Below are 27,000 nucleotides of genomic sequence, written 5' to 3'. Positions count from 1 at the left end.
CGGTGGTTCAGGAGGCCCGGGACGGGATGTCCCGGGCCTCGTCGTATGCCCGGCGGGCCTCCTGGACGTCGGCCAGCCGCTCCGCCGTCCAGTTCGCCAGGGCCGTCACCTGCACGGCGGCCTCGCGGCCCAGCTCGGTGAGCGAGTAGTCGACGCGCGGCGGGATCACGGGCTTGGCGTCCCGGTGGACCAGGCCGTCGCGCTCCAGCGTCTGGAGGGTCTGCGTGAGCATCTTCTCGCTGACGGTCCGGCCGAACCGGCTGATCACCCGGCGCAGCTCGCCGAAGCGGTGCGGGCGGTCGAGCAACTCCATCAGGACGAGGACGCCCCAGCGGCTGGTGACGTGTTCCAGGACGAGCCGGGACGGACACATGCCCGCATCGTCAGTCCCCACCTGATTGATTACTGCCATGCCAGTACCTTACTTCAAAGTGGGTACTTTCGAATAGTTAGCGCCCCTCCTAGGGTTGGCACCAGATCGCACACCCCCGTACCGCCGGCCCCCTGCCGCGCATCCCGCAAGGAGTTCTCGCCATGAGCATCGTCGTCACCGGAGCCACCGGACACCTGGGCCGCCACGTCGTGAAGCAGCTGCTGGAGAAGGTTCCGGCGGAGCAGATCACCGCCGTCGTCCGCGACGAGGCGAAGGCCGCCGGTCTCGCGGCCCGCGGGGTGCGGCTCGCGGTCGCCGACTACAACGCCCCCGAGACCTTCGAGGGGCTGTTCGCCGCCGGGGACAGGGTGCTGCTGATCTCGGGCAACGAGTTCGACAAGGGCCGCCCGCGGCAGCACCAGGTCGTCATCGACGCCGCAAAGGCGGCCGGTGTCGCCCTGCTCGCCTACACCAGTGCCCCGGGCAGCCTCACCGCCGCGCTGGCCGACGACCACCGGGCCACCGAGGACGTCCTGCTCGCCTCCGGGCTGCCGTACACGCTGCTGCGCAACGGCTGGTACCACGAGAACTACACCGAGCAGCTCGCCCCGGTGCTCGAGCACGGCGCGGTGGTCGCGGCCGCGGGCGAGGGCCGGGTCTCCTCCGCGTCCCGCGCGGACTACGCGGCGGCCGCGGTCGCCGTGCTGACCGGCGAGGGCCACGAGAACAAGACGTACGAGCTGGGGGGCGACGAGGCGTGGAGCTTCGCGGAGTACGCGGCGGAGCTGAGCCGGCGGACCGGCCGGGAGATCACCTACAACGCCGTGTCGACCGAGGCCCTCACCGGCGTCCTGACCGGCGCCGGGCTGCCCGAGCCGCTCGCGGCGATCCTCGCCGGGGTGGACGCGTCGATCGAGAAGGGCGAGCTGGTCGTCTCGACCGGCGACCTGTCCCGCCTGGCGGGCCGCCCGACCACACCGCTCTCCGAGGCGATCGCGGCCGCGCTCAAGGACGAGAGCTGATCGACCCGTCGGGTCGTCGGGTCGTCTGGCCATCGGGTCGTCGGCCTGTCGGGTCATCGGCCTGTCGGGTCGTCGGCCTGTCGGGTCATCGGGTCGTCGGCCTATAGGCCCGTCGGGTCGTCGGCCGGCGCAGGGTGCTGCGCACGCACCCCGCCGCCCCCTTCCGCCCCCGCCTGTCATGACCGTATGCCGATACGGGCATGACAGGCCGGGGTGCCCGGCGTTACCTTCGTTCACGCATGCCTGTCGTGAGAAGGAGGACCCTGTGGCCGGGACGTCGAGGGGTGAGGGCCGTACCGGCCTGTTGAACGGCTTCGCGGCCTACGGGATGTGGGGGCTCGTGCCGCTCTTCTGGCCGCTGCTCAAGCCCGCCGGCGCGTTGGAGATCCTCGCCCACCGCATGGTGTGGTCCCTCTTCTTCGTCGCGGCGGCGCTGGTGGTCGTGCGGCGCTGGGCGTGGGCCGGTGAGCTGCTGCGGCAGCCGCGCCGGCTGGGTCTGGTCGCGATCGCCGCGGCCGTCATCACCGTCAACTGGGGCGTCTACATATGGGCGGTGAACAGCGGGCACGTGGTCGAGGCATCCCTCGGCTACTTCATCAACCCGCTGGTCACCATCGCCATGGGCGTGCTGCTCCTCAAGGAGCGGCTGCGGCCCGTGCAGTGGGCGGCGGTCGGCGTGGGTTTCGCCGCGGTGCTGGTGCTGACCATCGGCTACGGCCGCCCGCCGTGGATCTCCCTGTGTCTCGCGTTCTCCTTCGCCACGTACGGGCTGGTGAAGAAGAAGGTCAACCTCGGCGGGGTGGAGTCGCTGGCCGCCGAGACGGCGATCCAGTTCCTGCCCGCTCTCGGCTACCTGCTGTGGCTGTCCGCCGACGGCGGCTCCACTTTCACGGGCGAGGGCACCGGGCACGCCGTCCTGCTCGCCTCCACCGGCGTCGTCACCGCGCTCCCGCTCGTCTGCTTCGGCGCGGCGGCGATCCGCGTGCCGCTGTCCACTCTGGGGCTGTTGCAGTACCTGGCGCCGGTCTTCCAGTTCCTGCTCGGCGTCCTCTACTTCCACGAGGCCATGCCGCCCGAGCGCTGGGCCGGGTTCGCCCTGGTATGGCTGGCGCTGACCCTGCTCACCGCGGACGCGCTGCGCACGGCCCGCCGGTCGGCCCGCGCGCTCGCCGTCGGCACGTCCGGCCCCCTTGCCGCGACGGACACCGCCGGGGCCGGGGCCGGCAGCGGCGTCGGCGTCGGGGCGGTACGAACGCCGAGGAGTGGGGCGGCCGGGGCGGAAACGCCGGAGCAGGGGCAGGCTTCGACTCCGCTTCCGGCTTCGACTCCGCTTCCGGCCTCGGCTTCGGCTTCGGCTTCGGCTCCGGCCTCGGGTTCGGCTCCGGCTTCGGCTTCGGCCACCGCCACCGCCACCGCTCCCGCCGCCAAGCCGTAGGCGGCGGTCGGCGCCGGGACGCCGGTCGGTGGGGCGGGCGTCCGTGCGGTCCGCGACGCGCGCGGGCGCGCGGAGGCTTCGGGTCAGCGCGGCCGGAGCCCTATAACTGGCCCCATGACGGAGACACCGACGCCCGCACCCGCACCCGCACCCGTGCACTGGAAGCTCGTCGTCGACAGCGCCGACCCGCACGCCCAGGCCGATTTCTGGGCCGCCGCGCTGCGCTACGAGGTGGAGGACAACAGCGCGTTCATCGAGCGGCTGCTGGAACTCGGCGCGCTGAAGGGTGAGGCGACGGTGGAGCACCACGGCCGGCCCGCCTTCCGGGACCTGATCGCCGTACGGCATCCCGAGGACCCGTTCGACCCGGACCGTGGGACGGGGCTCGGGCGGCGGCTGCTGTTCCAGCGGGTGCCGGAGGCGAAGACGGGCAAGAACCGGCTCCACCTCGATCTGCATCCCGGCGACGGGCGGCGAGCGGCCGAGGTCGAACGGCTGACGGCGCTGGGGGCGAGTGTGCTGCGGGAGGTGAGGGATCCGTCCGGGGAGTGGGTGGTGATGGCGGACCCGGAGGGGAACGAGTTCTGCGTGCAGTGAGCGCGGACATGGACCTGGGGCGGCTCCCGGCCCGGCCCCCGAGCCCCTCGCCCCGCCCCCGGACCCCATGGCCCCGGGCCCCTCGCCCCGCCCCCGGACCCCATGGCCCCGGCCCCCGGCCCCCGGCCCCCGGCTCAACCGCGCGGGAGTGAACCGGAGTTCCGGGCCCGCTCGGCCAGCCGCGTCATCCGGGCGCGTGCCGACTCCAACTGCTCCACGTCCTCGGCAGCCGGCCCTTCCTCGGTGGTCAGCTCCGTCCACAGTGCGAGGAGTTCGGTACCCAGGTTGAGCCCCTGCAAGGGGTCGCGCACAGCGCGCCAGGCCGTCGCCGCACTCAGGACGTTGCCGTACGCGGCCTCCGTGTCCCGAGCGCGGTGGTGGATCCGGGCCAGGTCGAGGGAGAGGTGGAAGGACCGGAGCGGGTCCGCCGACAGGTAGGCGATGTACGCGCTGAGTTCACGCAGCCGGAGCACTTCGGGGTGCTCCGGCCCCAGCGTCCCCGAGGCCTGTGCGACGGTCCGCTCCGCGAGCTCGGCCGCCGCCTGCGTCCGGCCCGCCCGCACAGCCGCGTTGATCTGCGCCATCGGCTCCGCGAGGAGTGCGGGCGCGTCGCCGTCACCCGGGAGCGAGCGGGGGTCGTCGCCGAGCACGGCCTCCGCGACGGCGTCGAAGCCGCGGGCGGGAGTCGGCTTGGGGTCGGGATCCGAGTCGGGGTGGGAGCCGAGGGCGTGGCCGAGGACGGGGCCGCCGGCGGATTCCGGTCCGGCGTCGGGAGTGCGGCCGGTGTCCGCGGGCGGAGGGGTGTCCATCGGGGGCGGCGAGGTGTCCATCGCGGGCGGCGGACCGAAGACGCCCGTCGGGGCGACGACCGTGCCGGGGGCCGGGACGTCGTCCCGCGGGTGCGACGGGGGGAGCGACTGCGACTGAGGGGGGATTGAGGGGCGGGGCTCCGGGACGGTGCGCAGGGGGAAGGTGGGAGCCGTCTCGTGCACCGGTTCGGGCACGGATCGCAAGGTGTGCGTGGGCTTGTCGTGGCGGGGTGGCGCGGGCGGCTGCTGCGGCGGCGCCACGCGCAGCGGCTCGCCCGCGAAATGGCTGGAACCGTTCGGTTCGACGCGCAGGGGAACGACGTAGCCGATGCGCTCGTCGTGCACGGTGGCGGCGACCGGATGGCCGGTGGCCAGGGCGATGCGGTGCAGGTGGCCCAGGACGGCGTGCTGCACCTCCTGGCCGTCGGCCGGGACGACGGGGACACCGCCGATCGTCGCCGGCCCGGCCCCGGACACGTGCACGTCGAGCGGCGCCACCACCGCGGCCTGCCGCCCGGCGTGCTGCTGTTCCCGCTTCTTCTCGCGGCTGAGTCGCGACATCGGTCTTCCTCACTCGGACACGTATCCCGTGCACGTACCTGGTGCTCATGATCCGTGCACGCACACGTACACGTACTGTTGAGTTTCTCCGCCCGCTCCCTTTCCCGACGTCACCACGACGTCACAGGCTCGTTCCAAGGAGCGGCCCGCACAGTCAGTACGAGGAGGAGCACGGACATGCGGACGACGGACGGGCAGCGTGGACCGGAGATCTGGATCCGCGGACCGGTGGCCGCGCCGGGACCGGTACCGGGGCCGTACGAGTCCGGGGCGGCCCCGACCGCCACTCCCCGGCGCTTCTCGTGGCTCGCCGCCCACGGCGGGGCCGGAACCTCCACGCTCGCCGCCGTCTACGGCGGTCACGACTGCGGACGCGACTGGCCGGGCGCCCACGCGCCCTCGTCCGTCCTGCTGGCCGCCCGGACGCACGCGACCGGCATCGAGTCCGCCCTGCGGACCCTGGAGGTCTTCCGGCGCGCGGAGGCGCCGGCCGGACTCGACCTGGAGGCGGTCGTCCTCGTCGCGGACGCCCCAGGCCGCCTGCCACGGCCGCTCGCCCAGCTGATCCGGCCGATCGAGTCGGCCATCGACGTGTACCGCGTGCCCTGGGTTCCGTCCTGGCGCCTCGGCGACCTGTCGGGGGAGCCGCCCCGCGAGACCGAGCCGCTGTGCCGCCTCACCGGCACGACCACTCGGCGGGCCCGCTGACCCCGCCCGCCCCGCCACCGTTCCCTCCGCCGTTCCCGCCGTCGTTCCCTCCGCTGCCTCCCGCCGTCGGGATCGCCGACGCCGTGCGGGCTGGGCGGCTGCGGGCCGTCGACGCCGTCGCCGGGGCGCTGGAGCGGATCCGGCGGGCCGACCATGCGGTGTGCGCCTTCGTCGAGGTGTGGGAGGAGGCGGCGATGGCGGCGGCGGCCGAGGTCGACGTGCGGGTCGCCGCGGGTGAGCGGCTGCCGCTGGCCGGGGTGCCGATCGGCGTCAAGGGGCGGTACGGGCTGCGGGCGGCGGGGCCGCTGACCGACGCCGGATGCGTGCCGGTGGGCGCGACCGCCGTGCCCGGGCCGGGTACCGCATGGCAGACCTGGGGGCTCGGAGCGCACGGCCGTACCGTCAACCCCTGGCGTGCCGACCGCACGCCGGGTGGCTCCTCGGCCGGTTCCGCGGCGGCGGTCGCGGCCGGCCTGGTGCCGCTGGCGACCGGCAGCGACGGGGCGGGGTCGGTGCGGATCCCGGCGGCGTGGTGCGGGGTCCTCGGCCTGAAGGTCACCGGGGGCCGCCTCCCGTCGGCCGACCCTACGGGGCTGGCGGCGCCCGGCGTGCTCGCGCGGTACGCGGCGGACGCGGAGGCCTACTGGCGGGTGATGGCCGGGGCGGCGGCGGGAGTGTCCGGCGCGCTCGACGCATCCCGGTCCGACCCACCCGTCACCGATCCGCCCACCACCCATGCACCCACCACCGATCCGCCCACCACCCATGCGCCCACCACCGATCCGCCCACCACCCATGCGCCCACCACCGATCCGCCCACCACCCATGCGCCCACCGCCGTCTTCTCCCCCGACCTCGGGTTCGCCGGTCCCGACCCGGAGCCCGTGGCCCTGGCCCGCGCCGCCGCCGTTCGCCTCGCGGACGCCGGTGTCGTGCGGCTGCTGCGCCCCGAGGTGCCGCTGCGGCTGGAGGATCCCGGCCCGGCGTGGCTGGCGCTCCGCGCCGCCGGGGCCGGGGCGGGTGCCGGTGCCGGTGCCGGTGCCGGGGCCGGTGCCGGGGCCGGGGCCGGGGCGGGTGCCGGTGCCGGTGCCGGTGCCGGCAGCGGAGGTGGCGGCGGTCTCGCCGGGGCCGTCCGGAGGGTCAACGACTCCCGGCTGGCCGCGTTCTTCGCGCGGGCCGACCTGCTGCTGACCCCCACGACGCCCCATCCGCCGCACGGCCACGAGGGGCCGGGCGAGCGCTACTCGACGGCGCTCACCTGGGCGTTCAACCTCAGCGGGCATCCGGCGGTCAGCCTCCCGGCGGGGATCGGCCCGGACGGCTGCCCGGCGGGACTCCAGGCCGTGGCGCCGCACGGGCGGGAGGCGCTGCTCCTCTCCGTGGCGGCGCGTGCGGAGGCGGCGACCGGGGTCCTGGTGCCCGGCGGCGGCCTCGGCGAACGGCCGTCGTCCGACCAGCCCTGGCGGATGTAGTTGCATGCGCATATAGTGTACAGGCGTCTTACTGCTGCACGCCTACCATCTGGGGGAAGACCGTGAGCACCCGCCGTTTCCTGTTCCTGCTGGGCAGCGCCCGCAGCGCCGGCAACACCGAACTGCTGGCCCGCCGGGCCGCCGAACAACTGCCCGCCGACGTCGAACAGCGGTGGCTCGCCCTCGCCGAGCACCCGTTGCCCGACTTCGAGGACCTGCGTCACGACGAGGACCACGTCCGCCCCACCGAGGGCAACGCGGGCCTGCTGCTCGACGCCACGCTCGCGGCGACCGACATCGTGATCGCCTCGCCCCTGTACTGGTACACGCTCTCCGGCCACACCAAGCGCTACCTGGACTACTGGTCGGGCTGGCTGCGCACCCCCGGCCTGGACTTCAAGGCGACGCTCGCCGGCCGCACGCTGTGGGGGGTCACCGCGCTCGCCCACGAGGAGTCGGTGGTCGCCGACCCGCTGGTCGGCGCGCTGCACAACTCGGCCGCGTACATGGGGATGCGGTTCGGCGGAGTGCTGCTCGGCAACGGCAGCAAGCCCGGTGACGTCCTGAACGACACGGAGGCGCTCGCGCGCGCCAAGACGTTCTTCGCCCGGGAGGCGCCCCTGGCGCGCTTCCCCTACGAGACCGAGCCGGAGCCCGGGACGGAGCCGACTACGCGGTGATGTCCCTCGTCGTGAACCGCGCCCACGCCGCCGAGCCGAAGACGGCCACGTACAGGGCCTGCAGGCCGAAGTTCCTGCGCAGTTCCTCCCAGTAGACGGGATCGCGCATCAGGTCGGCGAAGGACAGCCAGTAGTGGGAGAACAGATACGGCTGGATCGCGTGCAGTTGAGGGATCTGGTCGAGGATCTGGACGGTGATCAGCAGCCCCACGGTCGTCGCCATCGCCGCGATGCCGCTGTCGGTGAGCGTGGAGACGAACAGGCCGAGCGCGGCCACGCCGAGCAGGGAGGCGGCTACGGACAACGCGATCAGCAGGGCCCGCGCCAGGCCGTCGGCGAAGGAGATGCGGGTGCCGGAGATCGTCGTGAGGTCGCCGAGCGGGAACAGCAGCGCGCCGACCGCGAGCGCCGACACCGTGACGACGAAGGTGGCCAGCAAACAGAAGGCCACCGTGACCGCGTACTTGGCGAGCAGGAGGCGGGTGCGGCCGGCGGGGGCCACCAGGAGGTAGCGCAGGGTGCCGGCGTTCGCCTCACCGGCGAGCGCGTCGCCCGCGACGACCCCCACGGCCATCGGCAGGAAGAACGGCAGCGTGGCCGCGAGCGCGGTGAACACCAGGAACAGGCCGTTGTTGGTGATCTGCGCCATGAAGGCCGGCGCCTCACCGCCGCCGCCCCGCTGCCCGGCCGTGGAGCCGTCCCCGGTCTCGATCTTCACGGCGATCCCGACCAGGACCGGCACGGCCGCCAGTACGGCCAGCAGGGCGAGGGTGCGCCAGCGACGGAGGGTGACGGTCAGTTCGCTGCGGAAGAGGCCGAGGGTCCACAACGGGCGGGTCCCTCGGACGCCCTCGGCCCGCACCGGTGCGGCCGTTGCCGCCGTTTCAGCCGTGGACGCCGTTGCGGCCGTTTCAGCCGTGGACGCCGTTGCGGCCGTTTCAGCCCGCGACATCGAACCCCTCCCCCGTGAGTGCCACGAACGCCTCCTCCAGCGAGGCCCGCTCCGCGCCGAAGCCGCGCACCCGGACGCCCGCCGTCACCAACGCGGCGTTCAGGTCGGAGAGTTCCAGGTCGCCGGGTTCGCCCGTCACCCGGTCCTCGGTGACGACGACGTCGCCCACCCCCTGTTCCTTCAGCACGTGGGCCGCGTCCGCCGGGTCCGGGGTGGTCACGACGAGCCGGCCGCGTGCCCGGTGCGCCAGGTCGGCCACCCGGCCCTGGACGAGGAGGCGTCCGCGCGCCATCACGGCCGCGTGCGTGCAGACCTGCTCGATCTCGTCGAGGAGGTGGGAGGAGAGGAAGACGGTGGTGCCGTCGGCGGCCAGCTCGCGGACGAGGACGCGGATCTCGCGCATGCCCTGCGGGTCGAGGCCGTTGGTCGGCTCGTCGAGGACGAGCAGGCGGCGGGGCTGGAGCAGGGCCGCGGCGAGGCCCAGCCGCTGCTTCATGCCGAGCGAGTACGCCTTCGCCTTCTTGCCGGCGGCGGCCGTCAGCCCCACCCGCTCCAGTGCCGCCGCCACGCGCGGGCGCCGGGTGCGCGGATCGGCGGTCGGGTCGGCGGCGTCGTAGCGCAGGAGGTTGTCGCGGCCGGACAGGAAGCCGTAGAGGGCCGGGCCCTCGATGAGGGCTCCGACATGCGGAAGGACGGTGCGGGCGGCCCGTGGCATGGGCCGCCCGAGCACCCGGGCCGTACCGGAGGTCGGTTCGACGAGGCCCATCAGCATGCGGATCGTGGTGGTCTTGCCGGAGCCGTTCGGGCCGAGGAAGCCGAAGACGCTGCCCGCCGGGACGGCCAGGTCGAGGCCGTCGACGGCGAGCTGCCCGCCGCGGTAGCGCTTGGTGAGGGCGCGGGTGTGGATGACGGTGTCTCCCGCCTCCGGCGCCGCCCCGGGTGCCTCCGCCGCGTCGTCGTCCATCGGCTCCCCCGATCCGCTGTCCACTGGTGACCGTCAGGCCGCTTGTGCCCCGAGCCGGCCGCTCACCACTCCGAGTCGACTTCTCACGCCCCGAGCCGGCCGCTCACCACTCCGAGTCGGCCGCCTTCACCAGGGCTTCCTTGGTGACGGCACCGACGTAGACCTTGCCGTCGTCGGTGACCAGGGCGTTGATCAGACGGGTGGAGAAGACGGTGCCGGAGCCGAACTTGCCGGTGACCTTGTCGCCGAAGGAACCCAGGAAGCCGCCGAGAGCGCCAGCGTCGGGCAGGTCCCCGGCGGAGGCGGCACCCGTGGCGCCGGTGGCGCCGGTGTCGAAGGTGGCCACGGACGTCCAGCCGTCGCCGAGGACATCGAGGCCGGCCAGGTTCTCACCCAGCTCCTTCTCGGAGGGGACGCCGGAGTCCTCGGGCACCTCGGCCGGGTCGGCGGCGTCCCCCTCGGTCACCTTCGCGCCCTCGGGCGGGGTGAACTCGAAGGTGGAGGCGGCCGGCTCGGCGAAGCTGACCTGGGTGAAGCCGGCGTCCACGACGGCCGCGCCGCCACCGCTCGGGGTGAGCGTGAACTTCAGCGGCAGCCCGGTCTCCGCGTCCACGGCCACACTGATCGCGCCGACGGTCGAGCCGGACTGCTTCGGCTTGACGACCAGCTTGTAGGCGTCGCGGCCGGCGACCTGGACGGTGCCGTCGACCGTGACCGAGGTGGTGTCGTCCACCGCCTTCAGGGCTTCCTCGGTGAGCTCCCCGGGCGTGGCGGGCACGGGCGTCCCGTCGTCCTTCGCGCTCTCCTCGACGGTGGAGTGGTAGACCTCGTCGGAGGCGCTGTCGTACGCCCACACGTCCGTGCCGTTGTGGATGACGCTGTACTCGGCGGCGTCCTCCAGGAGGGAGAGTTTCTGCCGGTCCGGGCCGTCGGCGGCGACGCGCAGGGTGTGCGTGCCGGAGGCGAGTTCGGTGAGCTTGGCAGAGGGGTCGGCGGACGAGCCGCCGCTCTCCCCGGTGGCCCCGGAGAGCAGCCCGCTCTCCAGGCCGCCCAGGTCGGGCAGGCCCAGATCGGTACTGATCTTCACGGTGCCGGAGAGCTGCTGCACGTCGGACGCGGCGATCTTCTCCAGGAGCTGGTGCGCGCTGATCTTCGGCAGGTCGGGGTCGCCGGAGTCGGCCAACGCCGGGACGAGCCCGATCGTCGCCGCCGCGACACCCGCCACGGTGACCGGAACGACGTACCGCACGGCCTTGCGCCGTCCGACGCGCGGGTCGTCGTCGGTCTCCCCGGCGCGCGTGCTGTCGTCGGATGCGTACGGTGCCATGTGTGCCTTACCTCCGTCGTCGGCGGCGGCTGGTCATGTCGCGAACGACCCCACCCCAAGCCGCCATTCTCACCCGAATCGGTGAGGAGTGGGGTTTTCCGTGGTCTCCATCTGACCAAATCGGCCACCCACATACGTCAACCCGAGGACTCAACTCCGCCTCCCCCTGCGGTATGACACGGAGGCGGGGCGGCCGGCGGTTACCCGTAGGGGACGACGCGGAGTTGAGAGCGATGCTGAGGGGACGACGCGGAGTTGGGGGGGGGAGGCTGAGGGGACGACGCGGAGTTGGGGGGGGGAGGCTGAGGGGACGACGCGGAGTTGGGGCGATGCGGAGGCGACGGCGGCACGGTGGCCGGGCGGATGGCACCGAGCGGGGTGGCCGGGCGGATGGCACCGAGCGGGGTGGCCGGGCGGATGGCACCGAGCGGGGTGGCCGGCCGGGTGGCCTCGCCTCACCCGGCCCGGTGCACCACCGCGTCGCACAGTTCCATCAGCGCCTTCTTGGCCCCGCACTCCCGCAGGGGCGCCAGCGCGGCCCGCGCCTCCTTCGCGTACCGCACGGTGTCCGCACGGGCCTGCTCCAGCGCGGGGTGGGCGCGCAGGGCGGCCAGTGCCTCCGCGTGCCGTGCGTCGTCGCTCAGGTCGGAGTCCAGCAGCTCGCAGAGCGCCACGTCCTCGGGCCGCGCCAGGCGCTCCGCCCGCTCCCGCAGCCGGAGCACGGGCAGCGTCGGGATCCCCTCCCGCAGGTCCGTACCCGGGGTCTTGCCCGACTCGTGGGAGTCCGACGCGATGTCCAGGACGTCGTCCGCGAGCTGGAAGGCGACTCCCAGCCGCTCGCCGTACTGCGTCAGCACGTCCACGACCGTGTCGTCGGCGCCCGACATCATCGCGCCGAACCGGCACGAGACGGCCACCAGCGAGCCGGTCTTGCCGCCCAGCACGTCGAGGTAGTGCTCGACCGGGTCCCGCCCGTCCGTCGGCCCCGCCGTCTCCAGGATCTGCCCGGTGACCAGCCGCTCGAACGCCTCCGCCTGCACCCGGACCGCCTGGGGCCCGAGGTCGGCGAGGATGTGCGAGGCGCGGGCGAAGAGGAAGTCCCCGGTGAGGACGGCGACCGAGTTCCCCCACCGTGTGTTCGCGCTCGGCACCCCGCGCCGTACGGTCGCCTCGTCCATCACGTCGTCGTGGTACAGCGTGGCCAGGTGGGTGAGCTCCACCACCACGGCCGACGGCACGATCCCCGGCGCGTGCCGGTCGCCGAACTGTGCAGAGAGCATCACGAGCAGGGGCCGGAACCGCTTTCCGCCCGCCCGCACCAAGTGCTGGGCGGCCTCCGTGATGAAGGGAACCCCGCTCTTGGTGGCCTCGAGCAAGCCTTCCTCGACAGCCGCCAATCCGGCCTGGACATCGGCTTCCAGAGCCTGGTCCCGCACGCTCAGCCCGAACGGCCCGACGACGGTCACGAGGGGTCTCCTGTCTGCTGGTGTCTACTGGCGGTTACACGGTTTGTCGATAGGTCGCTGCCATCACTCGAGTCAGCGTATCCGGTCACGTTTCGATCACTGATAAGCCCCCACGTCCCCCGGCCCCCCAGGTCGCTCGACCGGGAGGCGACGAGAGGAGCCCGGATGAGCCAGGGCGGCTTCCGATCATGACCGGTATGTTTCTGATCAGCCGATACGAACGGACATTTATCGACTGACCGGGAAGTAGTGATTCATGTCCAGCGCAGAGGTGGACGCCGAATCCGCCGACCGGCCCCCTCCGCGCAACGACGCCGTCCCGGGCCGCCGCTTCCCCGGCCGGCCCGGGGGCCTGCTCGCCCTCTGCGGCCTGACGGCCTGGGAGCGCTTCTCCTTCCTGGGGGTGCAGGCCGTTCTGGTCCTCTACTTCTCCGACGCGGTGGCCCACGGCGGTCTGGGCCTGCCGGCCGGGACCGCCGTCTCCCTCGCGGCGGCCTTCGGCGCCCTCGCCCACCTGGCCTCCGTCGCCGGCGGCCGACTCGCCGACCGTGTCCTGGGCCCGTACCGCGCGGTGCTGTGGGGTGGAGTCCTGACCGCCTGCGGGCTCTACGCCCTGGCCGTGCCCACCGCCGGCACGACCTGGACGGGCCTCGGCCTGATCGTCGCCGGCACCGGGCTCGCCAGGCCGAACGCCGCCACCCTGGTCGGCACGCTTCGGCGCGCCGACGACCACCGCCGCGACGCGGACTTCGCCCTCTACTGCGCGGCGCTCGGCCTCGGCGCCCTCGCGGGACCGGTGATCACCGGCGGGCTCGGCGATCACCACGGCCGGCACTGGGGGTTTCGCGGCGGCCGCGATCGGCATGACGTGCGGCCTGGCGCAGTACGTGACCGGCCGCCGCCACCTGGCCGACCGCCGTCACCTGACCGACCGCCCTCAACCGACCGGCCTCCCCCAACCGACCGACCACCCTCAACCGACCGGCCTCCCCCAACCGACCGACCGCCGTCAGCCGACCGACCACCCTCAACCGACCGGGAGCCTTCACCCGACCGGGAGCCTTCACCCGACCGGGCGAAGGCGCGCCCCTCGATCGGTACCGACGGCCGGCAAGGTCACGGTCTCCCCCCGGTCCCTCGCTCGCTCGGCCCCGGTACGCCGGGCGGCCACCGGATCGTCACCGGGGCCGTGGTCGTCACCGCGTTCACGGTCCACCTGGCCGCGTCGGGGTGACTGACCCTGAGAATTCGTGAACCTGCTCACCCTGATCTCGGTACTGGCCCCGGTCGCCTGCTTCGCGGTGCTGTTCACCAGTCCGGCGGTGACCGCGCGGGAACGCGGCCGGCTGCGTCCGTGCGTCGTACTCTTCCTCGCCTCGACCGTCTTCGACCTCGCCCTCCTCCGGACGTACTCCACCACACTGCTGCCGGGCTCGGCGGGCGCCGGGACCGCGATCCCCGGCTTCGGCTTCCCGGCGAACTGGTACCTGCCGGCGCTCTGCGCCTTCGAGGCCGTCCTCGCGCCGGCGGTGGCGGTCCTGTGGGTACGGCCGGGCCGCCGCGGGCCGGGCGCCGGGCCCACGATCGCGCTCGGGGTCGCCCTCGGCGGTCTGGCGGCCCTGCTGCTGGCGGTGCCGACGAGCGGGCGCGGTGACAGCGACGCGCACCCGATGTCCGGCTGGTGGATCGTGGGCTCGTGCCTGCTGCTCGGCCTCGGCGACGTCCTCGTGAAGGCTTCGGGCCTGTCGGCCACCTCCAGGCTCGCCCCGGCCGCCTTCGCCGGGTGGACCATGGCGCTGTGGTTCCTCTCCGCGGCACTCGCGGGCGGCATCCAGGCGCAGGCCGCGCGGCTCCACGACGACGTGTCCCGGCCCGTCCACTACGGCGTCAGCGGTGCGATCGCGGTCGCCACCGGCCTGGCCGTACTGGCCGCGTCGCCCTGGCTGCGCCGCACCACACACCCCGCCCCCTGACCCCCGCCGCCCGCCCACCGACCCACGAGGGCCCGCGCATCCCCCTGCCGCCCGAACGGCCGCCGTCATGACAACGACGGGCACCACCGGGGAGGTTCCGCCCCCGCCGCCGACCCGCCCTACGGGGCGCCCCGGGGCCACGACCGGACAGTTCCCGCACCCTCCGCACCCCCACCCCCCTCCGCACCCCCCACCCCCCTCCGCACCGCTCCGCCCCCCTCCGCACCTTCCACCCCCCCTCCACAACGCGCCCTTTTAAAAAGGACTTATGACTCATTGTCCGTTTGACCCCTATTGCGATGGCGGGTGACTTGGCTCACTCCACCCCCCACCCCACTCCTCACACCGGACCCTGTGATTCCGCTTTGCCTCAGGTGAGTTGACGTTTTACGACAGCAAAGGATCAAGCACCCCATACTGCGCGGATCATGGTCAATGGGGGTGTGGTGTGATTCCGCCACTTGTTCCGGACATGTGCTCTCGCATACGTTCCGCTCAGTCGGGCGGACGCCGAATCCTGCCGCCGCCCTTCACCACCCATCGACGAACACTCACGCACGGCAGGAGCGGGGGACCCAGGTAGAACGCCGGGCCGTACGTCACGCACGTAACGGCCCCGGCTAGGGGTGAAGTCGTGCCGCCGTACCCGTACGGCGGCCGGCCGGGCACCTCCCCGCCCGAACCCGACAGCTCACCCCGCAGGCGCCGGAGAGGAAGTCCGCCATGTCTGCTGCCACCCAGCCCCGCCGCACCCGCCTCGCCCGCACCGTCGCCGCCGTCTGCACCGGCGCCGCCGTGCTCTCCCTTCCCTTCATGGCCGCCACCAGCGCCTCCGCCGCCCCCACGACGTCGGTCGCCACGACGTCGGCCACCACGGTCGCCGGGTACCCCGACAACCTCGACGGCTGGATCCGCGAGTCGCTCGCGATCATGGCCGAGCGCGGCATCCCGGGCACGTACAACGGCATCCACCGCAACATCCTCCGCGAGTCGTCGGGCAACCCGAAGGCCATCAACCTCTGGGACTCCAACGCGGCCAAGGGCACCCCGTCCAAGGGGCTGCTCCAGGTCATCGACCCGACCTTCGCCGCGTACCACGTGCCCGGCACCTCGTACGACCCGTACGACCCGGTCGCCAACATCACCGCGGCCTGCAACTACGCGGCCGCCCGCTACGGCTCCATCGACAACGTGTTCGGCGCGTACTGACCTGCCCGAGGCTCAGGACACACCCCGCAGAACAGGCCCCGCGGCACACACCCCGCGGCACATGTCCTAGGGGAAGAGGCGTTCGAGGACGACGGCTACGCCGTCGTCCTCGTTCGACGTCGTCACCTCGTCGGCCACCGCCTTCAGCTCGGGGTGGGCGTTGGCCATCGCGACACCGCGCGCCGCCCAATCGAACATCGGGATGTCGTTGGGCATGTCGCCGAAGGCCAGCGAGTCCTCGGGCCTCAGCCCGAGGTGTTCGGCCGCCAGCGCCAGACCCGTCGCCTTGGTGATGCCGCACGGCTGGAGCTCCACCGTGCCCGGCCCCGACATGGTGACGGTCGCGAGCGAGCCGACCACCGAGCGGGCCGTCGCCGCCAACTCGTCGTCGGACAGGGTGGGGTGGCGCAGCAGCACCTTGCTGATGGACTCGCGCCACAGGTCGTCGCGCGACCCGACGCGCAGGGCCGGCAGGGTCGGGTGGGGCATCCGGTAGCCCGGCTCGATGAGCGTCAGCCCGTCGACGCCGTCCTGGTCGACGGCCGCGTACACCTCGCCGACCTCCGCCTCGATCTTCCCGAGCGCGGTCTCCGCCAGGTCCCGGTCCAGGGTGACCGACCACAGCAGACGGTCCGTGCCGGCGTCGTACAGCTGCGCGCCCTGTCCGCACACCGCGAGTCCCCTGCTGTGCAGGTTCGCCAGCAGCGGCCGCACCCGGGGTGCCGGGCGGCCCGTCACGACCAGGTGGCGGGCGCCGGCCGCCGCCGCCCGCGCGAGCGCGTCGAGCGACCGGTCGGAGAAGGTGTCGTCGCCGCGGAGCAGCGTTCCGTCCAGGTCGGTGGCGATGAGGGAGTACGCGGCGCAGCGCGCGGCATCTGCGAAGGGTGCGGCCATGATCAGAGAATACGGATCCCGGCCGTCCCCAACTCACCGTCCGTGCAGGCCGATCCGCGGGAGAACGGGGAGCGGCGGCCAGAAACGGCTTTCTCACGCAACGCCGGGTACAGGACGGTTGAAGGCCTCTGCACCGATTGGCAACAACATGCTCCGCTACCTACCGCCCTGACCGCCTGGAGCGGTACCGTCCAGGAGTCCAGGGGGGACTTGATCGGGGGGTCAGGTTGAGCAGTGGACGTGTTCGTGTGCTCAGGCCGGAGGAGCTCGGCGAGGGGGATCGGGAGCGCTGGCGTGCGCTGCGCGCCGCGTCCACGGTTCCGCGCAATCCGTTCATGGAACCGGAGTTCACCGACGCGGTGGGCCGGGTGCGGCCCCGCGCGCGCGTGGCGGTGGTGTACGAGGGGCGTGAGCCGGTCGGCTTCCTCCCCCACGAGCGGGGCAGGCTCGGCCGCGGCCAGGCCCTCGCGTACGGCGTCTCGGACGCCCAAGGAGCCGTACTGAGCCCGGGCATCGGGCTGAACGCGGACGAACTGATGCGCGCGTGCTCCCTGTCGAGCTTCGCCTTCGACAACCTGGAGGCGGAACAGGGGCTGTTCCTGCCGCAGGTGGCCGCCGAGTACGCGTCCTACGTCATCGACGTGGAGAAGGGGTACGAGACCTACGAGTCCGGCCTGCGCGCGCAGTCGCCGAAGTTCCTGAAGACGACGCTCGCGAAGGAACGCAGGCTGGGCCGCCAGGCCGGGCCGCTGCGGTTCGTGTTCGACGAGCGCGACCCGGCCGCGCTGCGCACGCTCATGGCGTGGAAGTCGGCGCAGTACCGCAGGACCGGCCGCCGGGACCGGTTCGCGCAGGAGTGGATCACCCGGCTCGTGGACGCCCTTGCCGAGACGCGCGCTCCGGAGTGCTCCGGCACGCTGTCCGTGCTCTACGCCGGTGAGCGGCCCGTCGCCGCCCACTTCGGACTCCGTTCGGCAACCGTGCTGGCCTGCTGGTTCCCGGCCTACGACCCGGAGTTCGCGAAGTTCTCGCCGGGGCTGGTGCTGCATCTGCGGATGGCCGAGGCCTCGGCCGCGGAGGGCGTCGGCCTGCTCGATCTGGGGCGGGGCGCGGCCGAGTACAAGGACTCGCTGAAGACGGGCGAGCTGCCCGTGTACGAGGGGGCGTGGACGCGTCCGGGGGTGGGCGCCGCGCTCCACTGGCTCAGCCGTGAGCCCTCCCGCCGCGCACACCACTTCGTACGGGCCCGGCCGAGGCTCGCGGCGGCGGCCGCACGGACGTTGAAGGGCGCGGGGCGGTTGCGACAGTTGCGGCGATCGTGACGGTCGGGATCACCGGGCCCGCCAGGGAGGGTCGGCATCGCCGGGCCTGGCGGGGAGAGTCGGAACCGCCGGGCCCGGCGGGGAGATTCGGGTGTGGGGCCCGACTCGGGTCCGACGCGCGCAATCGGACGCGGATTCGGAGGGGGGCGGAGGCGGATTCGGAGGGGGGCGGAGGCGGATTCGGAAGGGGGCGGAGGCGGGGTCGGAGACGGGGTCGGCGTGGCCGGAGGCCGTGTCGGCCGGGTCGGAGGCCGGTTGGCCGGGGGCTCGTCGCGAGAGGTGCCCGTGAGGGCAGGGGGACTTCATGGCAGGGGAAGGCTCATGAGACCAGGGGGGTTCATGTCCCGCGCACACGTGGAGCAGGAGATCCGGCGGTTCCTCGACATCGGGCCGGTGCAGGTCGCCGAGCTGGACCTGGAGGGTCCCGGGGCCGCCCTCAGGCCCGGTCCGGGCAGTCCTCCCGTCACCCACGGCGAGGTGTTCCTGCTGGTCAGGAGGGACGGCCGGCCGATCGGCACGCTCCTGGGGCGGGTCCCGGAGGGCGCCGACCCGAAGACGGTCCTCGCCGGCCTGGCCCGGGAGCGGATCGTCCCGGAGCGGGCGGGGAGCGGGAACGGCGCCGAGACAACCGAGCGGTCGTCCGGTAGCGCGGGGGCGGCGCCTCCGGCGCCTTCCGTGCCGTACACCAGTGTCGTCATCGCCACCCGCGAACGCGCCGGGCAACTCGCCCACGCGCTCGACTCGATGCTCGCCCAGGACCACCCCGACTTCGAGATCGTCGTCGTGGACAACGCGCCCGTGACCGACACGACCCGGGACCTGATCGAACGCAAGTACGCCGAACGCGTGCGGTACGTGACCGAGCCGGTGCCCGGTCTCGCCGTCGCGCACAACCGGGGCGTCGAGGCCGCGCGCGGCGAGGTGATCGCCTTCACCGACGACGACGTGGTCGCCGATCCGCGCTGGCTGACCGGACTGACCGCGCCCTTCACCGCCGACCCCGGCCTCGGCTGCGTCACCGGCCTGATCCTGCCGGCCCGGCTGCGCACCCCCGCCCAGGTGCTGCTGGAGAGCCACGGCGGCTTCGCCAAGGGCTTCGAGGCCCGCACGTACGACCCGGCCGACCCGCCCGCCGACGAGCCGCTGTTCCCGTTCACTGCGGGCCGGTTCGGCTCCGGTGCCAACATGGCGTTCCGCCGCTCCGTACTGCGCGCGGTCGGCGGCTTCGACCCTGCCACCGGCGCCGGCACGCCCGCACGCGGGGGCGACGACCTCTACGGGTTCGTCCGCGTCCTCGCCCAGGGCCACCGTCTGCACTACGCCCCGCAGGCCCTGGTCTGGCACCACCACCGGGAGACCTGGCAGGACCTGGAGACCCAGGCCTACGGCTACGGCGCAGGCCTCACCGCTTACCTCACCGCCGTCCTCGTCAACCGTCCCGGCCTCCTCCCCGCGTTCCTCGCCCGGCTGCCCCGCGGCCTCGCCCGCGCCCGCACCCTGACCGCGACCCGCGAGGCGGACGCCGACGGCACCCGTACACCCGGCGCCCACGACGACCGGAGCCATCCCTGGCCACGCCGTCTGTCCCGGTTGCAGCGCCGGGGGATGGCGTACGGACCCATCGGCTACCTGCGGGCCCGGCGGGCCCTGCGGGCGGCTCTCGTCGCCCGGGAGTCACGATGACGGGGGCCGAGGACGACAGAAGTGGCATAGGAGGTACGGGGACCGGGGCGAGCAGCGCGGAGACCGGGGCCAGTGGCTCGGGGGGCGACACGGGTTTCCCGGTCTCCGGTTCCCGGGTCTCCGGTTCCCCGACCTCCGGTTCCCCGGTCTCCGGGGGGAGCATCCCCGTGTTCCTTTACCACGCCGTGATGGAGGACCCGCCCGACTGGATCGCGGAGTTCACCGTCACTCCGCGGCAGTTCGCGGCGCAACTCGACGCCGTCGTGGACAGCGGCCGTACGCCCGTCACGGTCAGCGCGCTCGCCGACCATCTCGCCGGGCGGGCGCCGCTGCCCGCCCGGCCGGTGCTGCTGACCTTCGACGACGGCTTCGCCGACCTGCCGGGTCCGACCGCCGAGGCGCTGGCCGCGCGGGGCCTGGCCGCCACCGCCTATCTGACCACCGGCGCCATCACCCCGGGCGGCCGCAGTCTGCTGCCGCCCGCCCCGATGATGCGCCTGGAGCAGGCGGCGGAACTCGAACGGTGCGGCATGGAGGTCGGCAGCCACACCGTCACGCACGCCCAGCTCGACACCCTGCCGCCCCGGGACCTCGTGCGGGAACTGCGCGACTCGCGGGCCGTCCTGGAGGACGCGCTCGGGCGCGGCGTCCGCCACCTCGCCTACCCGCACGGCTACAACAGCGGGCGGGTGCGCCGTACCGCGGCCGCCGCCGGCTACGAGACCGCCACCGCCGTACGGCACGCGCTCAGCTCCGACCGGGACGAGCGGTACCGCATCGCCCGGCTCATCGTGCGCCGCAGCCACACCGTGGCCGACGTGGAGACCTGGCTGGCGGGCGACGGGGTGCGGGTCGCGCCCTACCGGGACGGCGCGAAGACGGTCGCGTGGCGGTGGTACCGGCGGGCCCGCGCCGTGGTGCGCGGGCCCGTGTTCGCGGGCTGAGTCCCGGCCCGTTCGGTAGGCGGTCTCCGGTCCCGCGCCTCCCTACCCCAGGGGCTGGTTGAGATAAGGGTCGGAGACCGCCTTGCGCAGGCTGTTCCACGCCTGGTCGTCGGCCAGCGCCAGATCGCAGTGCGGGCCGGGGTCGCGATAGTTCCACTGGAGCGCCGCCTTGACCCCCGTCAGCCCCTTGAGGACCGACGGCACCTGCGCGTACCACTCTGCCTGGCGGCCCGGGCGGGACGGGTCGTTCGCGGTGCCGAACTCGGACAGCATCAGCGGCTTGTCGTCGGAGATGTTCTCGCGGATCCAGTCGTGCGTGGCCTGCTGGGTCTGGGCGAAGGTCAGCCAGTCCGCCTGGTGACAACGGAAGTAGTTGTACTGGTTGTAGGCGACCCAGTCGACGTAGTCGTCGCCGGGGTACATCCGTTCGATCACGTCGGCGTGCTCCAGGTAGCCGGTGGTGATCCACGTCCACACCACATTGGTCACGCCCAGGTCCCGGAACCGGTCGTGGATGTGCCGGTAGGCCCGGACGTAGTCCTCCGGGGTGCCGTTGGCCGGGGTGCGGGTGTCCATCTCCAGGTCGAAGGAGAGGAACACCTTCTCCCCGAACTCCTTGACGCGCCTGGCCTGGACGTCGATGACGGACGCGTCGAGGTCGCCGTCGGCTATCTGCTTCCAGGTGGGCTGCTGGGCGTCGGTGCCGCCCCACCACTTGCTCTCCCAGGACAGCAGCAGCAGGTGGTCGTCCGCGGCGACCCGCTGCTCCTCCGCCGTGAGCAACTGGCCCTCCAGCCGATCGCCTTCGACGAGGGACATGTCGTGGTACGTGTACACGACATCGAGTGTGCGGCCGATGCGTTCCTCGTAGTCGCGGACCTTCTCGGAGAGATTGCTCTTGTCGTGCGGCACGAACGCGCCGAACCAGGCACCGCAGGGCGGTTCCAGCAGTGCCGTCGGAGCGCACTCCCCGCCGACGGCCGAGGGCCGCGACCCGGAGGCCTGGTCCGGGTCGGAGCCGGCTTCCCACGGGCCGGGGGCGTCACGCAGGACCAGGCAGGCGGTCAGGACGGCGCACAGAGCGGTGGCGACCGCGAGCAGGAGGAGATAGCGGGGGCGGGGGCGGGGAGTGAGGCCGCCCGACGGGTCGGGACCAGCGGATCGCCGGGCGCCGGATGCGTGGGGCCCGGCGGACCTGCGGGGGATGGGCAAGCGGCGCGGGCGCCGGTGGCGGTGGCGGTGGCGGTGTGGACGGCGGTCGTCAGCGGACGGGCGGCCGTCATCTGAAGGGTGGGGCAGCCTCACAGAACAGAACCCTTCCCATTCCTCGGCGGGGAGGCGCGCAGCCGCGGGCAGAACGCGGCGACCGTGGTCAGCAGCGTGAGCGTGAGCAGAACGCGCTGCGCGCTGAAGGCGTGCGAGGCGATGAAGACCGTCGCGGCGAGCAGCACGACGGCCACGCTCACGAAGACGGTCAGCATCAGCCGTTCCAGCAGGTCGGAGTGGTGCTCGAAGGCCGGGTCCCGGAGCTCGACCGGCCCGGCGGCGGGGGCCGTCACCAGCGCGGGCCCGCAGATTCTGAGCAGGGCGGCGCCCGGCCCCGCCGCCAGGAAGGCGATCACCGCGGCGCCCCTCAACGGGGAGCCGCCGGGCAGTGCGAGAGCGGACAGGGCGAGCCAGCCGCCGAACGGGGGCAGCATCCGGACGACGAGTTCCTGCGGGGTCACCGGCCCGCCTCCTTCAGTGCGTACGCCGTCCCGGCGTCGTTGGCGGCCACCCGCTCGAACAGGGGTGACGCGGCGATCGACCGCTCGATGCGGTCCAGTTGCCCCTCGGTGAGGAACCCGTTCATCTCGGCGTCCGCGAACTGGCCGCGGGTGAGGAGGAGATAGGCGCGGCCGGGTGCTTCCACGGCGGACATGTCGCGGGCCAGGGTGGCGGCCGGGTCGCGCACGATCCGGTCGACGTGCTCGCGGGCGTCGTCGAGGAACCAGTAGTGGTCCACTCTCCAGTACTGGTCGAACGCGAGCGGATAGTTGCGGTCGGCCGCGACGACCAGGGAGTCGTCCGGCGCCTGGTCGAACACCTGCTGGGCCAGGTCCACTTCGGCCGGCGGGAAATAACTGATGCGGTCCTTGCCGGAGTAGCTCGGCACGAAGGCGAGGGTGCCGACGAGGAGGGCGAGCAGCGGCAGCCAGACATAGCGACGGGGCTCGCGCCCCTTGCCGGGGCCTGGGCCGGGACCGGAGCCGGGACCGGGACCGGAGCCGGGACCGGGGCCGGAACCGGGACCGGGACCGGAGCCGGGACCGGGGCCGGAACCGGGACCGGGACCGGAGCCGGAACCGGGACCGGGACCGGAGCCGGAACCGGGACCGGGACCGGAGCCGGAGCCGGGACCGGGGCGGGAGCCGGTCCCGGGGCCGGGGCGGGAGCCGGTCCCGGGGCCGGGGCCAGATTCGTGGCTGTGGCCGGAGTCGCGGTTGTAGCCGAGGGCGTGGCCATGGCCGGGGTCGCGGCCATGGCCGGCCTGTCGGCTGTTCTCCATCGCCGTCAGGGTGCGTACCTGCGGCAGCAGCGCCGCCGCGGCGAAGAAAGCGGCGCCGGGCAGCATGAACATCAGCACCCGGAAGATCATCTCGCTGCCGTAACTGCTCGCGCCGAGCATCGGCAGCGGTGCGGCGGCGAGCAGCAGCAGCGGCATCGCGCGGTGGCGCAGCACCGGCTGGCGCAGCACGCCCACGACGGCGAGCAGCAGCACCGACGCCGACAGCAGCCGGGCCGCCCAGGAGGTCGTCACCGCGCCCGTGCCGGTCGGGGTGGCGCCGTATCCGGTGGAGACGTTGCCCCCGATGTCGCCGATCGAGCGGATCATCTCGGGCATCGTCGCGGAGAGGAAGGGCAGCGCGGCCGTCAGACACCAGGCCAGGAAGATCACCGCGGTGGTGATCAGCGGAACCTTGTCCCGGTAGTGGCGGACGAGGAACAGGGCGGCCAGCGAGACGATCAGCATGCCCGGGGTGAGCTGGTGCGAGATGACGACGGCGACGACCAGCACGGTCAGCAGCACCGTCCACACCGCTTGGCGCTGCTGCGCCGCCGTCCGGCCGGGACGGCCGTAGCGGCGCAGGACGACGGCGAGCACGCCGAGGTGCAGGGCGAAGGCCACGGACTGCGGGGAGAAGTAGTCCTGGCCCACCCAGTTCGCGACGTAGAAGAGCCAGACCGCGGTCCAGATCAGGCGCCGGTCGTCGGTGAACGTGCGGTAGAGCAGCAGCAGCGGAAGCAGCAGCATCAGGCTGGAGACCAGCGGCCACCAGGCCATGAACTGCGCGGCGGAGTCCACGCCGAGCAGTTTGACCAGCGTGGCCTGTGCGGCGAAGAAGCCGGGCCACTGGTCGTAGACGGCCAGGTCGCCGAGGACCTCCTCGCTCTGCAACCGGCCCGCCGTCAGCAGGTGGTCGATGATCGCGTCGTGCTTCCACGCCCACGCGTACAGCGGTGTCGGGTAGAGCACGGCCTGGGTGGCGCGCTCCATCGCCAGCAGTCCGAGCACGTACGCCGGTGCCCAGGCGGGGTGGCGGCGCGGGCCGCGCACGGTGAGCCAGAAGCCGGCGGTGAGGACGGCCAGCCCCGCCCAGAACGTGGGATGCACCGCGGTGACCAGACCGAAGTCGTCGAGGTCGGAGACGTCGGTGTGGGTCACCGCCCAGACCCACAGGGCGAGGGCGACCAGCAGGGCGACAGCCGGATGGAACGCGGTGTTCCACCAGGGGCGGGCGGGAGGGAGGTCGGAGAGGTCACTCACGGACCCGCCGGGCTCACCACCTACCGGAGCGGCGACTTCCGGAACGGTCGCGATCGTGGTCGCGGTCGCGGTCGCGCTTGCGGAGGCCGAGACAGGCTCCGGCTGGGACGCGGTGGCCACGTCGGTTCCCGGGCCCGGTACGGGCTCCGGTTCGGATCTGCCCCGTGAAGTGGTTGGCGGACGCACGACGGTTCCCCCCTGGCGTTCGGCTCTGAGCTTGATCAGTCGCTGGACGGGTCTCGGTTCCGGTCGGTGGGACGGGTGTGCACGGGCGGTCGGTGCGGACGGGTGCGCCGCAGCGAGGCGTGCGGACGGTACGCGGCCTCGGCCGGCGCATCAGCCGACGCCCCGGTCGGCGCCCCGGTCAGTTCATCGGTCGGTTCATCGGTCAGTGCCTCGGCCGGTGACTCGGCCCAGCGGACGGACAGGAGCAGGACGAGCAGGAACAGCAGGAGGAGCAACGGCGGCGCGACGGGTGCGAACGCATCTCTCCCGGCCCAGCCCCCCACGGCGGTGAGAGAGACGACCCCCCAGCGCGCGGCCCACGGCAGCCGTCCGCCCAGCCGGTCACCCAGCCGGTCACCCAGCCGGTCACCCAAGCGGTCGCCCACCCGGTCGAGCAGCAGCCACAGGAGGATCAGGCACAGCAGTTGGCAGACGGGCGGTACCCATCGCAGCAGCGGTTCGGGCCCGGGCAGGGCCAGTGTCTCGGCGAAGAAAGCGGCCGTTTCCCGATAGAACGTCCCACCCAGCTCCCTCGGTTCCCGGCCGAGGGCGACCGGAACGGAGTACAGGGCGAGCGCGATCACCCCCAGGGTGGTCCCGGGAAGCCAGGTGTCGTGCCGTACGCACAGGGTCACGGCGGCCACGAACAGCACGAGCAGCAGGAGCCCGGCGACGATCGCCGTGGCGGGCAGCCGGCCGAGCATCCCGGCCCCGCTCATCGGCGCGGCCAGGGAGTCGTCGATCCAGCCGCCGAGCCACGGCAGGTGCCGCAGCGCCGTCCAGAAGACGACGGCGGTGACACCGAGCAGGCTCCAGAGCCCAGCGCGCAGCCACCGCTGGCCACGCTCCGACCAGATGCCGTCGCCCTCGTAGCCGGGCTCCGGCGCGCATGGCGCCCCGGTGCTCTCGGCGGGCGCGGCGGCTCCCTGACGGGACCGGACGATCACGGCGAGCGTGTCCGCCTCCAGCGCCTCCCGTTCGTAGCCGGGACGTCCTATGAACAGCGCGACGGTGTCCTCGTCGGAGGCTCCGCGGTCGTGCGCCGCCCGGCGGGCCCAGCTCGTGCCGTATCCGGCGGTGGCGTTCAGCCGGGCGGGCCGGGCACCCTCCCCGACGGGCCCGTCGACCGGGGCGAGGGCGGGATCGGCCCGGTCGGCGAGGGGCCCGGACGAACCGGCGGCACCGGGGGCGGGCGGGCGCAGCGCGGCGCGCAGGCCGATCACCGAGACGACGGCGATCAGCGACATGCTCAGCAGCACCGCCCAGCCCGCGCCGGCGATGCCGGCCGGGGTGAACAGCACGGCCGCGCTGCCCAGCACCAGCGTGCACATGGCGCCCTGGAGCGCGGCCAGCACACCGGTGCGGCCCTGCACGCGCAGCACCCCGATGTACAGCTCCACCACGACCCGCGGCAGCGCCCCCGCGGCCAGCAGCCGCAGCACGGTGGTGCCGTGCTCGGCGTAGTCCGCGTTGAACGGCAGCAGGATCTGCGGCGCGAACACCACCAGGACGAGCACCACCGGCACGAGCAGCAACGTCATGCGGCGCAGTGCGCCGCGCACGCCGTCGGCGAGGTGGCGCGGGTCGTGCGAGGCGTGCGCGGTGAGGGAGGAGGCCATGTTGATGGCCATGAACTCCATCGTCCCGCCGACGGTGTACGCCACGTAGAAGTAGCCGTTCTCGGCGGCGCTGAAGCGGACCGCGACCATCACCGGCAGCAAATTGATCATCGCCAGGCTGAACAGCGCGCCCAGTGAGTCACCCGCCAGGAAGCGGCCCATCTCCCTCAGCCTGGGCGGCTCCAGGTCGCGATCGGCGGCGGCCTGGCGCGGGATGAGTCTGCGGAAGATCAGCCAGCCGAGCGGCAGCGTCGAGAAGGCGATGGCGACGGCCCAGGAGACGAAGATGCCGAGCACCGGCAGCACGCCGGCGAACACGACCAGCAGGACGAGCTTGCCGAGGGAGAACACCGCGTTGCCGACCGGCACCCACCCCGATCTGCGCAGTCCGGTCAGCACTCCGTCCTGGAGGGTGAGCAGTGCCCACGCCACGCAGGCGACGACGAACGCCGCCCCCGCGAGCGGGGTGCCGAGCGGCGCGTACGACGCCCCCCACAGGTCGAGGGTGAGCAGGAAGACCGACGCGGCGATCGCCACGACCACCGAACTCGCCGCGTACGCCCGCCACACCAGGGGGCCCGTCGCCCGTCCCGCGCGCGGGACGAAACGGACGACGGCGCCGATCATCGTCGTCGCCGTGATGCTGGCGAGCAGTCGCATGCCGGCGATCGCGGCGGAGCCCTGCCCGACGGCCTCCTCGGAGTAGTAGCGGGCGGCCACCAGCCAGAACCCCAGGCCGAGCACGGCGGAGACGCCCGTGCTGAGCATGAGGAAGTAGGCGTTCCTGAACAGGGAGTCGGAGCCGTGGTCGCGAACCTCCGGCGCGGGGCCGACGGCGCCCCCAGCGGGACCGGCGGGCGGGCCGGCGGGCGGACCGGCGGGCGGACCGGCGGGCGGACCTGCGGGCGGACCGGCGGGCGGACCGGCGGGCGGACCGGCGGGCGGACCGGCGGGCGG

Annotated in this window: 22 protein-coding genes, 1 pseudogene and 1 riboswitch; of the genes and pseudogenes, 12 read left to right on the top strand and 11 right to left on the bottom strand. The window is 73.5% G+C overall.

From position 1 onward, the window contains the following. Positions 1-7 precede the first annotated feature (7 nt). Positions 8-412 carry a winged helix-turn-helix transcriptional regulator gene (locus tag ACFV9M_RS34095; RefSeq protein WP_385071718.1) on the bottom strand — a complete coding sequence of 135 codons (405 nt, stop codon included), beginning with the start codon at positions 410-412 and terminating at the stop codon, positions 8-10. A gap of 122 nt (positions 413-534) precedes the next feature. Between ACFV9M_RS34095 and ACFV9M_RS34090 the strand changes: the two genes are divergently transcribed. The 3 genes from ACFV9M_RS34090 (at position 535) to ACFV9M_RS34080 (ending at position 3,427) form a co-directional block, all read left to right on the top strand. Further along, complete coding sequence (locus tag ACFV9M_RS34090) at positions 535-1,395, top strand: SDR family oxidoreductase (RefSeq protein ID WP_385071721.1); 861 nt, start codon at positions 535-537, stop codon at positions 1,393-1,395. Between the two features lie 265 nt (positions 1,396-1,660). After that, complete coding sequence (rarD, locus tag ACFV9M_RS34085; RefSeq protein ID WP_385071722.1) at positions 1,661-2,830, top strand: EamA family transporter RarD; 1,170 nt, start codon at positions 1,661-1,663, stop codon at positions 2,828-2,830. A 114-nt stretch (positions 2,831-2,944) separates the two neighbouring features. Next, a complete protein-coding gene (locus ACFV9M_RS34080; protein WP_385071725.1) occupies positions 2,945-3,427 on the top strand; it encodes a VOC family protein in 483 nt (160 codons plus the stop codon). 134 nt (positions 3,428-3,561) lie between these two features. On the opposite strand, the gene ACFV9M_RS34075 is transcribed toward ACFV9M_RS34080, so the two are convergent. Continuing rightward, on the bottom strand, positions 3,562-4,797 hold the full coding sequence (locus tag ACFV9M_RS34075; protein ID WP_385071728.1) for a tetratricopeptide repeat protein: 1,236 nt from the start codon (positions 4,795-4,797) through the stop codon (positions 3,562-3,564). A 177-nt stretch (positions 4,798-4,974) separates the two neighbouring features. Between ACFV9M_RS34075 and ACFV9M_RS34070 the strand changes: the two genes are divergently transcribed. The 3 genes from ACFV9M_RS34070 to ACFV9M_RS34060 all read left to right on the top strand — a co-directional run bounded on the left by ACFV9M_RS34070 (position 4,975) and on the right by ACFV9M_RS34060 (position 7,657). Then, positions 4,975-5,505, top strand: a complete 531-nt coding sequence (locus ACFV9M_RS34070) for a DUF6668 family protein (protein ID WP_385071731.1) — start codon at positions 4,975-4,977, stop codon at positions 5,503-5,505. A 53-nt stretch (positions 5,506-5,558) separates the two neighbouring features. Beyond that, complete coding sequence (locus tag ACFV9M_RS34065; protein WP_385071775.1) at positions 5,559-6,977, top strand: amidase family protein; 1,419 nt, start codon at positions 5,559-5,561, stop codon at positions 6,975-6,977. A 62-nt stretch (positions 6,978-7,039) separates the two neighbouring features. Then, complete coding sequence (locus ACFV9M_RS34060) at positions 7,040-7,657, top strand: flavodoxin family protein (protein ID WP_385071733.1); 618 nt, start codon at positions 7,040-7,042, stop codon at positions 7,655-7,657. On the opposite strand, the gene ACFV9M_RS34055 is transcribed toward ACFV9M_RS34060, so the two are convergent. The 4 genes from ACFV9M_RS34055 to ACFV9M_RS34040 form a co-directional block, all read right to left on the bottom strand. Further along, positions 7,647-8,609, bottom strand: coding sequence for an ABC transporter permease (locus ACFV9M_RS34055; RefSeq protein WP_385071736.1), 963 nt, complete (start codon positions 8,607-8,609; stop codon positions 7,647-7,649). The genes ACFV9M_RS34060 and ACFV9M_RS34055 overlap by 11 nt on opposite strands. Further along, positions 8,596-9,573 carry an ABC transporter ATP-binding protein gene (locus ACFV9M_RS34050; RefSeq protein WP_385071738.1) on the bottom strand — a complete coding sequence of 326 codons (978 nt, stop codon included), beginning with the start codon at positions 9,571-9,573 and terminating at the stop codon, positions 8,596-8,598. Before ACFV9M_RS34050 ends, ACFV9M_RS34055 begins: the two co-directional genes overlap by 14 nt. A 103-nt stretch (positions 9,574-9,676) precedes the next feature. After that, positions 9,677-10,900 (bottom strand): outer membrane lipoprotein carrier protein LolA, encoded by a 1,224-nt coding sequence (locus ACFV9M_RS34045; RefSeq protein ID WP_385071741.1) that lies wholly within the window; start codon positions 10,898-10,900, stop codon positions 9,677-9,679. A 455-nt stretch (positions 10,901-11,355) separates the two neighbouring features. Next, positions 11,356-12,366 carry a polyprenyl synthetase family protein gene (locus ACFV9M_RS34040; protein ID WP_385071744.1) on the bottom strand — a complete coding sequence of 337 codons (1,011 nt, stop codon included), beginning with the start codon at positions 12,364-12,366 and terminating at the stop codon, positions 11,356-11,358. Between the two features lie 256 nt (positions 12,367-12,622). On the opposite strand from ACFV9M_RS34040, the pseudogene ACFV9M_RS34035 reads away from it, so the two are divergent. From ACFV9M_RS34035 to ACFV9M_RS34025, 3 genes and pseudogenes are all read left to right on the top strand, one after another. Beyond that, a pseudogene (locus ACFV9M_RS34035) lies at positions 12,623-13,289 on the top strand (oligopeptide:H+ symporter); the annotation flags it as partial. 327 nt (positions 13,290-13,616) lie between these two features. Beyond that, positions 13,617-14,339 (top strand): hypothetical protein, encoded by a 723-nt coding sequence (locus ACFV9M_RS34030; RefSeq protein ID WP_385071747.1) that lies wholly within the window; start codon positions 13,617-13,619, stop codon positions 14,337-14,339. A gap of 538 nt (positions 14,340-14,877) precedes the next feature. Beyond that, positions 14,878-15,057, top strand: a riboswitch (cyclic di-AMP (ydaO/yuaA leader). Between the two features lie 5 nt (positions 15,058-15,062). Further along, complete coding sequence (locus ACFV9M_RS34025) at positions 15,063-15,548, top strand: transglycosylase SLT domain-containing protein (RefSeq protein ID WP_385071751.1); 486 nt, start codon at positions 15,063-15,065, stop codon at positions 15,546-15,548. A gap of 66 nt (positions 15,549-15,614) precedes the next feature. Here ACFV9M_RS34025 and ACFV9M_RS34020 read toward each other — a convergent pair whose 3' ends face one another. Next, entirely contained in the window at positions 15,615-16,442 is an 828-nt protein-coding gene (locus ACFV9M_RS34020; protein WP_385071754.1) for an HAD family hydrolase, read from the bottom strand. 248 nt (positions 16,443-16,690) lie between these two features. On the opposite strand from ACFV9M_RS34020, the gene ACFV9M_RS34015 reads away from it, so the two are divergent. From ACFV9M_RS34015 to ACFV9M_RS34005, 3 genes are all read left to right on the top strand, one after another. Further along, the gene (locus ACFV9M_RS34015) at positions 16,691-17,764 is read left to right on the top strand and encodes a GNAT family N-acetyltransferase (RefSeq protein WP_385071755.1); all 1,074 of its coding nucleotides are present in this window, start codon (positions 16,691-16,693) and stop codon (positions 17,762-17,764) included. 339 nt (positions 17,765-18,103) lie between these two features. Further along, complete coding sequence (locus ACFV9M_RS34010; protein WP_385071758.1) at positions 18,104-19,447, top strand: glycosyltransferase; 1,344 nt, start codon at positions 18,104-18,106, stop codon at positions 19,445-19,447. Positions 19,448-19,614: 167 nt separating this feature from the next. Then, positions 19,615-20,391, top strand: coding sequence for a polysaccharide deacetylase family protein (locus ACFV9M_RS34005; RefSeq protein WP_385071761.1), 777 nt, complete (start codon positions 19,615-19,617; stop codon positions 20,389-20,391). Between the two features lie 42 nt (positions 20,392-20,433). Here the strand turns inward: ACFV9M_RS34005 and ACFV9M_RS34000 are convergent, their stop codons facing one another. The 4 genes from ACFV9M_RS34000 to ACFV9M_RS33985 form a co-directional block, all read right to left on the bottom strand. After that, on the bottom strand, positions 20,434-21,603 hold the full coding sequence (locus tag ACFV9M_RS34000) for a glycoside hydrolase family 26 protein (protein ID WP_385071764.1): 1,170 nt from the start codon (positions 21,601-21,603) through the stop codon (positions 20,434-20,436). Between the two features lie 89 nt (positions 21,604-21,692). Continuing rightward, positions 21,693-22,118, bottom strand: coding sequence for a hypothetical protein (locus ACFV9M_RS33995; protein WP_385071766.1), 426 nt, complete (start codon positions 22,116-22,118; stop codon positions 21,693-21,695). Continuing rightward, positions 22,115-24,199, bottom strand: a complete 2,085-nt coding sequence (locus tag ACFV9M_RS33990) for a hypothetical protein (protein WP_385071769.1) — start codon at positions 24,197-24,199, stop codon at positions 22,115-22,117. Before ACFV9M_RS33990 ends, ACFV9M_RS33995 begins: the two co-directional genes overlap by 4 nt. 221 nt (positions 24,200-24,420) lie before the next feature. Further along, a partial coding sequence (locus tag ACFV9M_RS33985; RefSeq protein ID WP_385102623.1) for a lipopolysaccharide biosynthesis protein occupies positions 24,421-27,000 on the bottom strand: 2,580 nt, incomplete at its 5' end.

Origin of the sequence: Streptomyces sp. NPDC059895 (assembly GCF_042731035.1) — a bacterium.
Taxonomy (GTDB): Bacteria; Actinomycetota; Actinomycetes; order Streptomycetales; family Streptomycetaceae; genus Streptomyces.
Note: the sequence above shows the minus strand (reverse complement) of the source record. Positions and strands in the feature narration are given on the sequence as shown.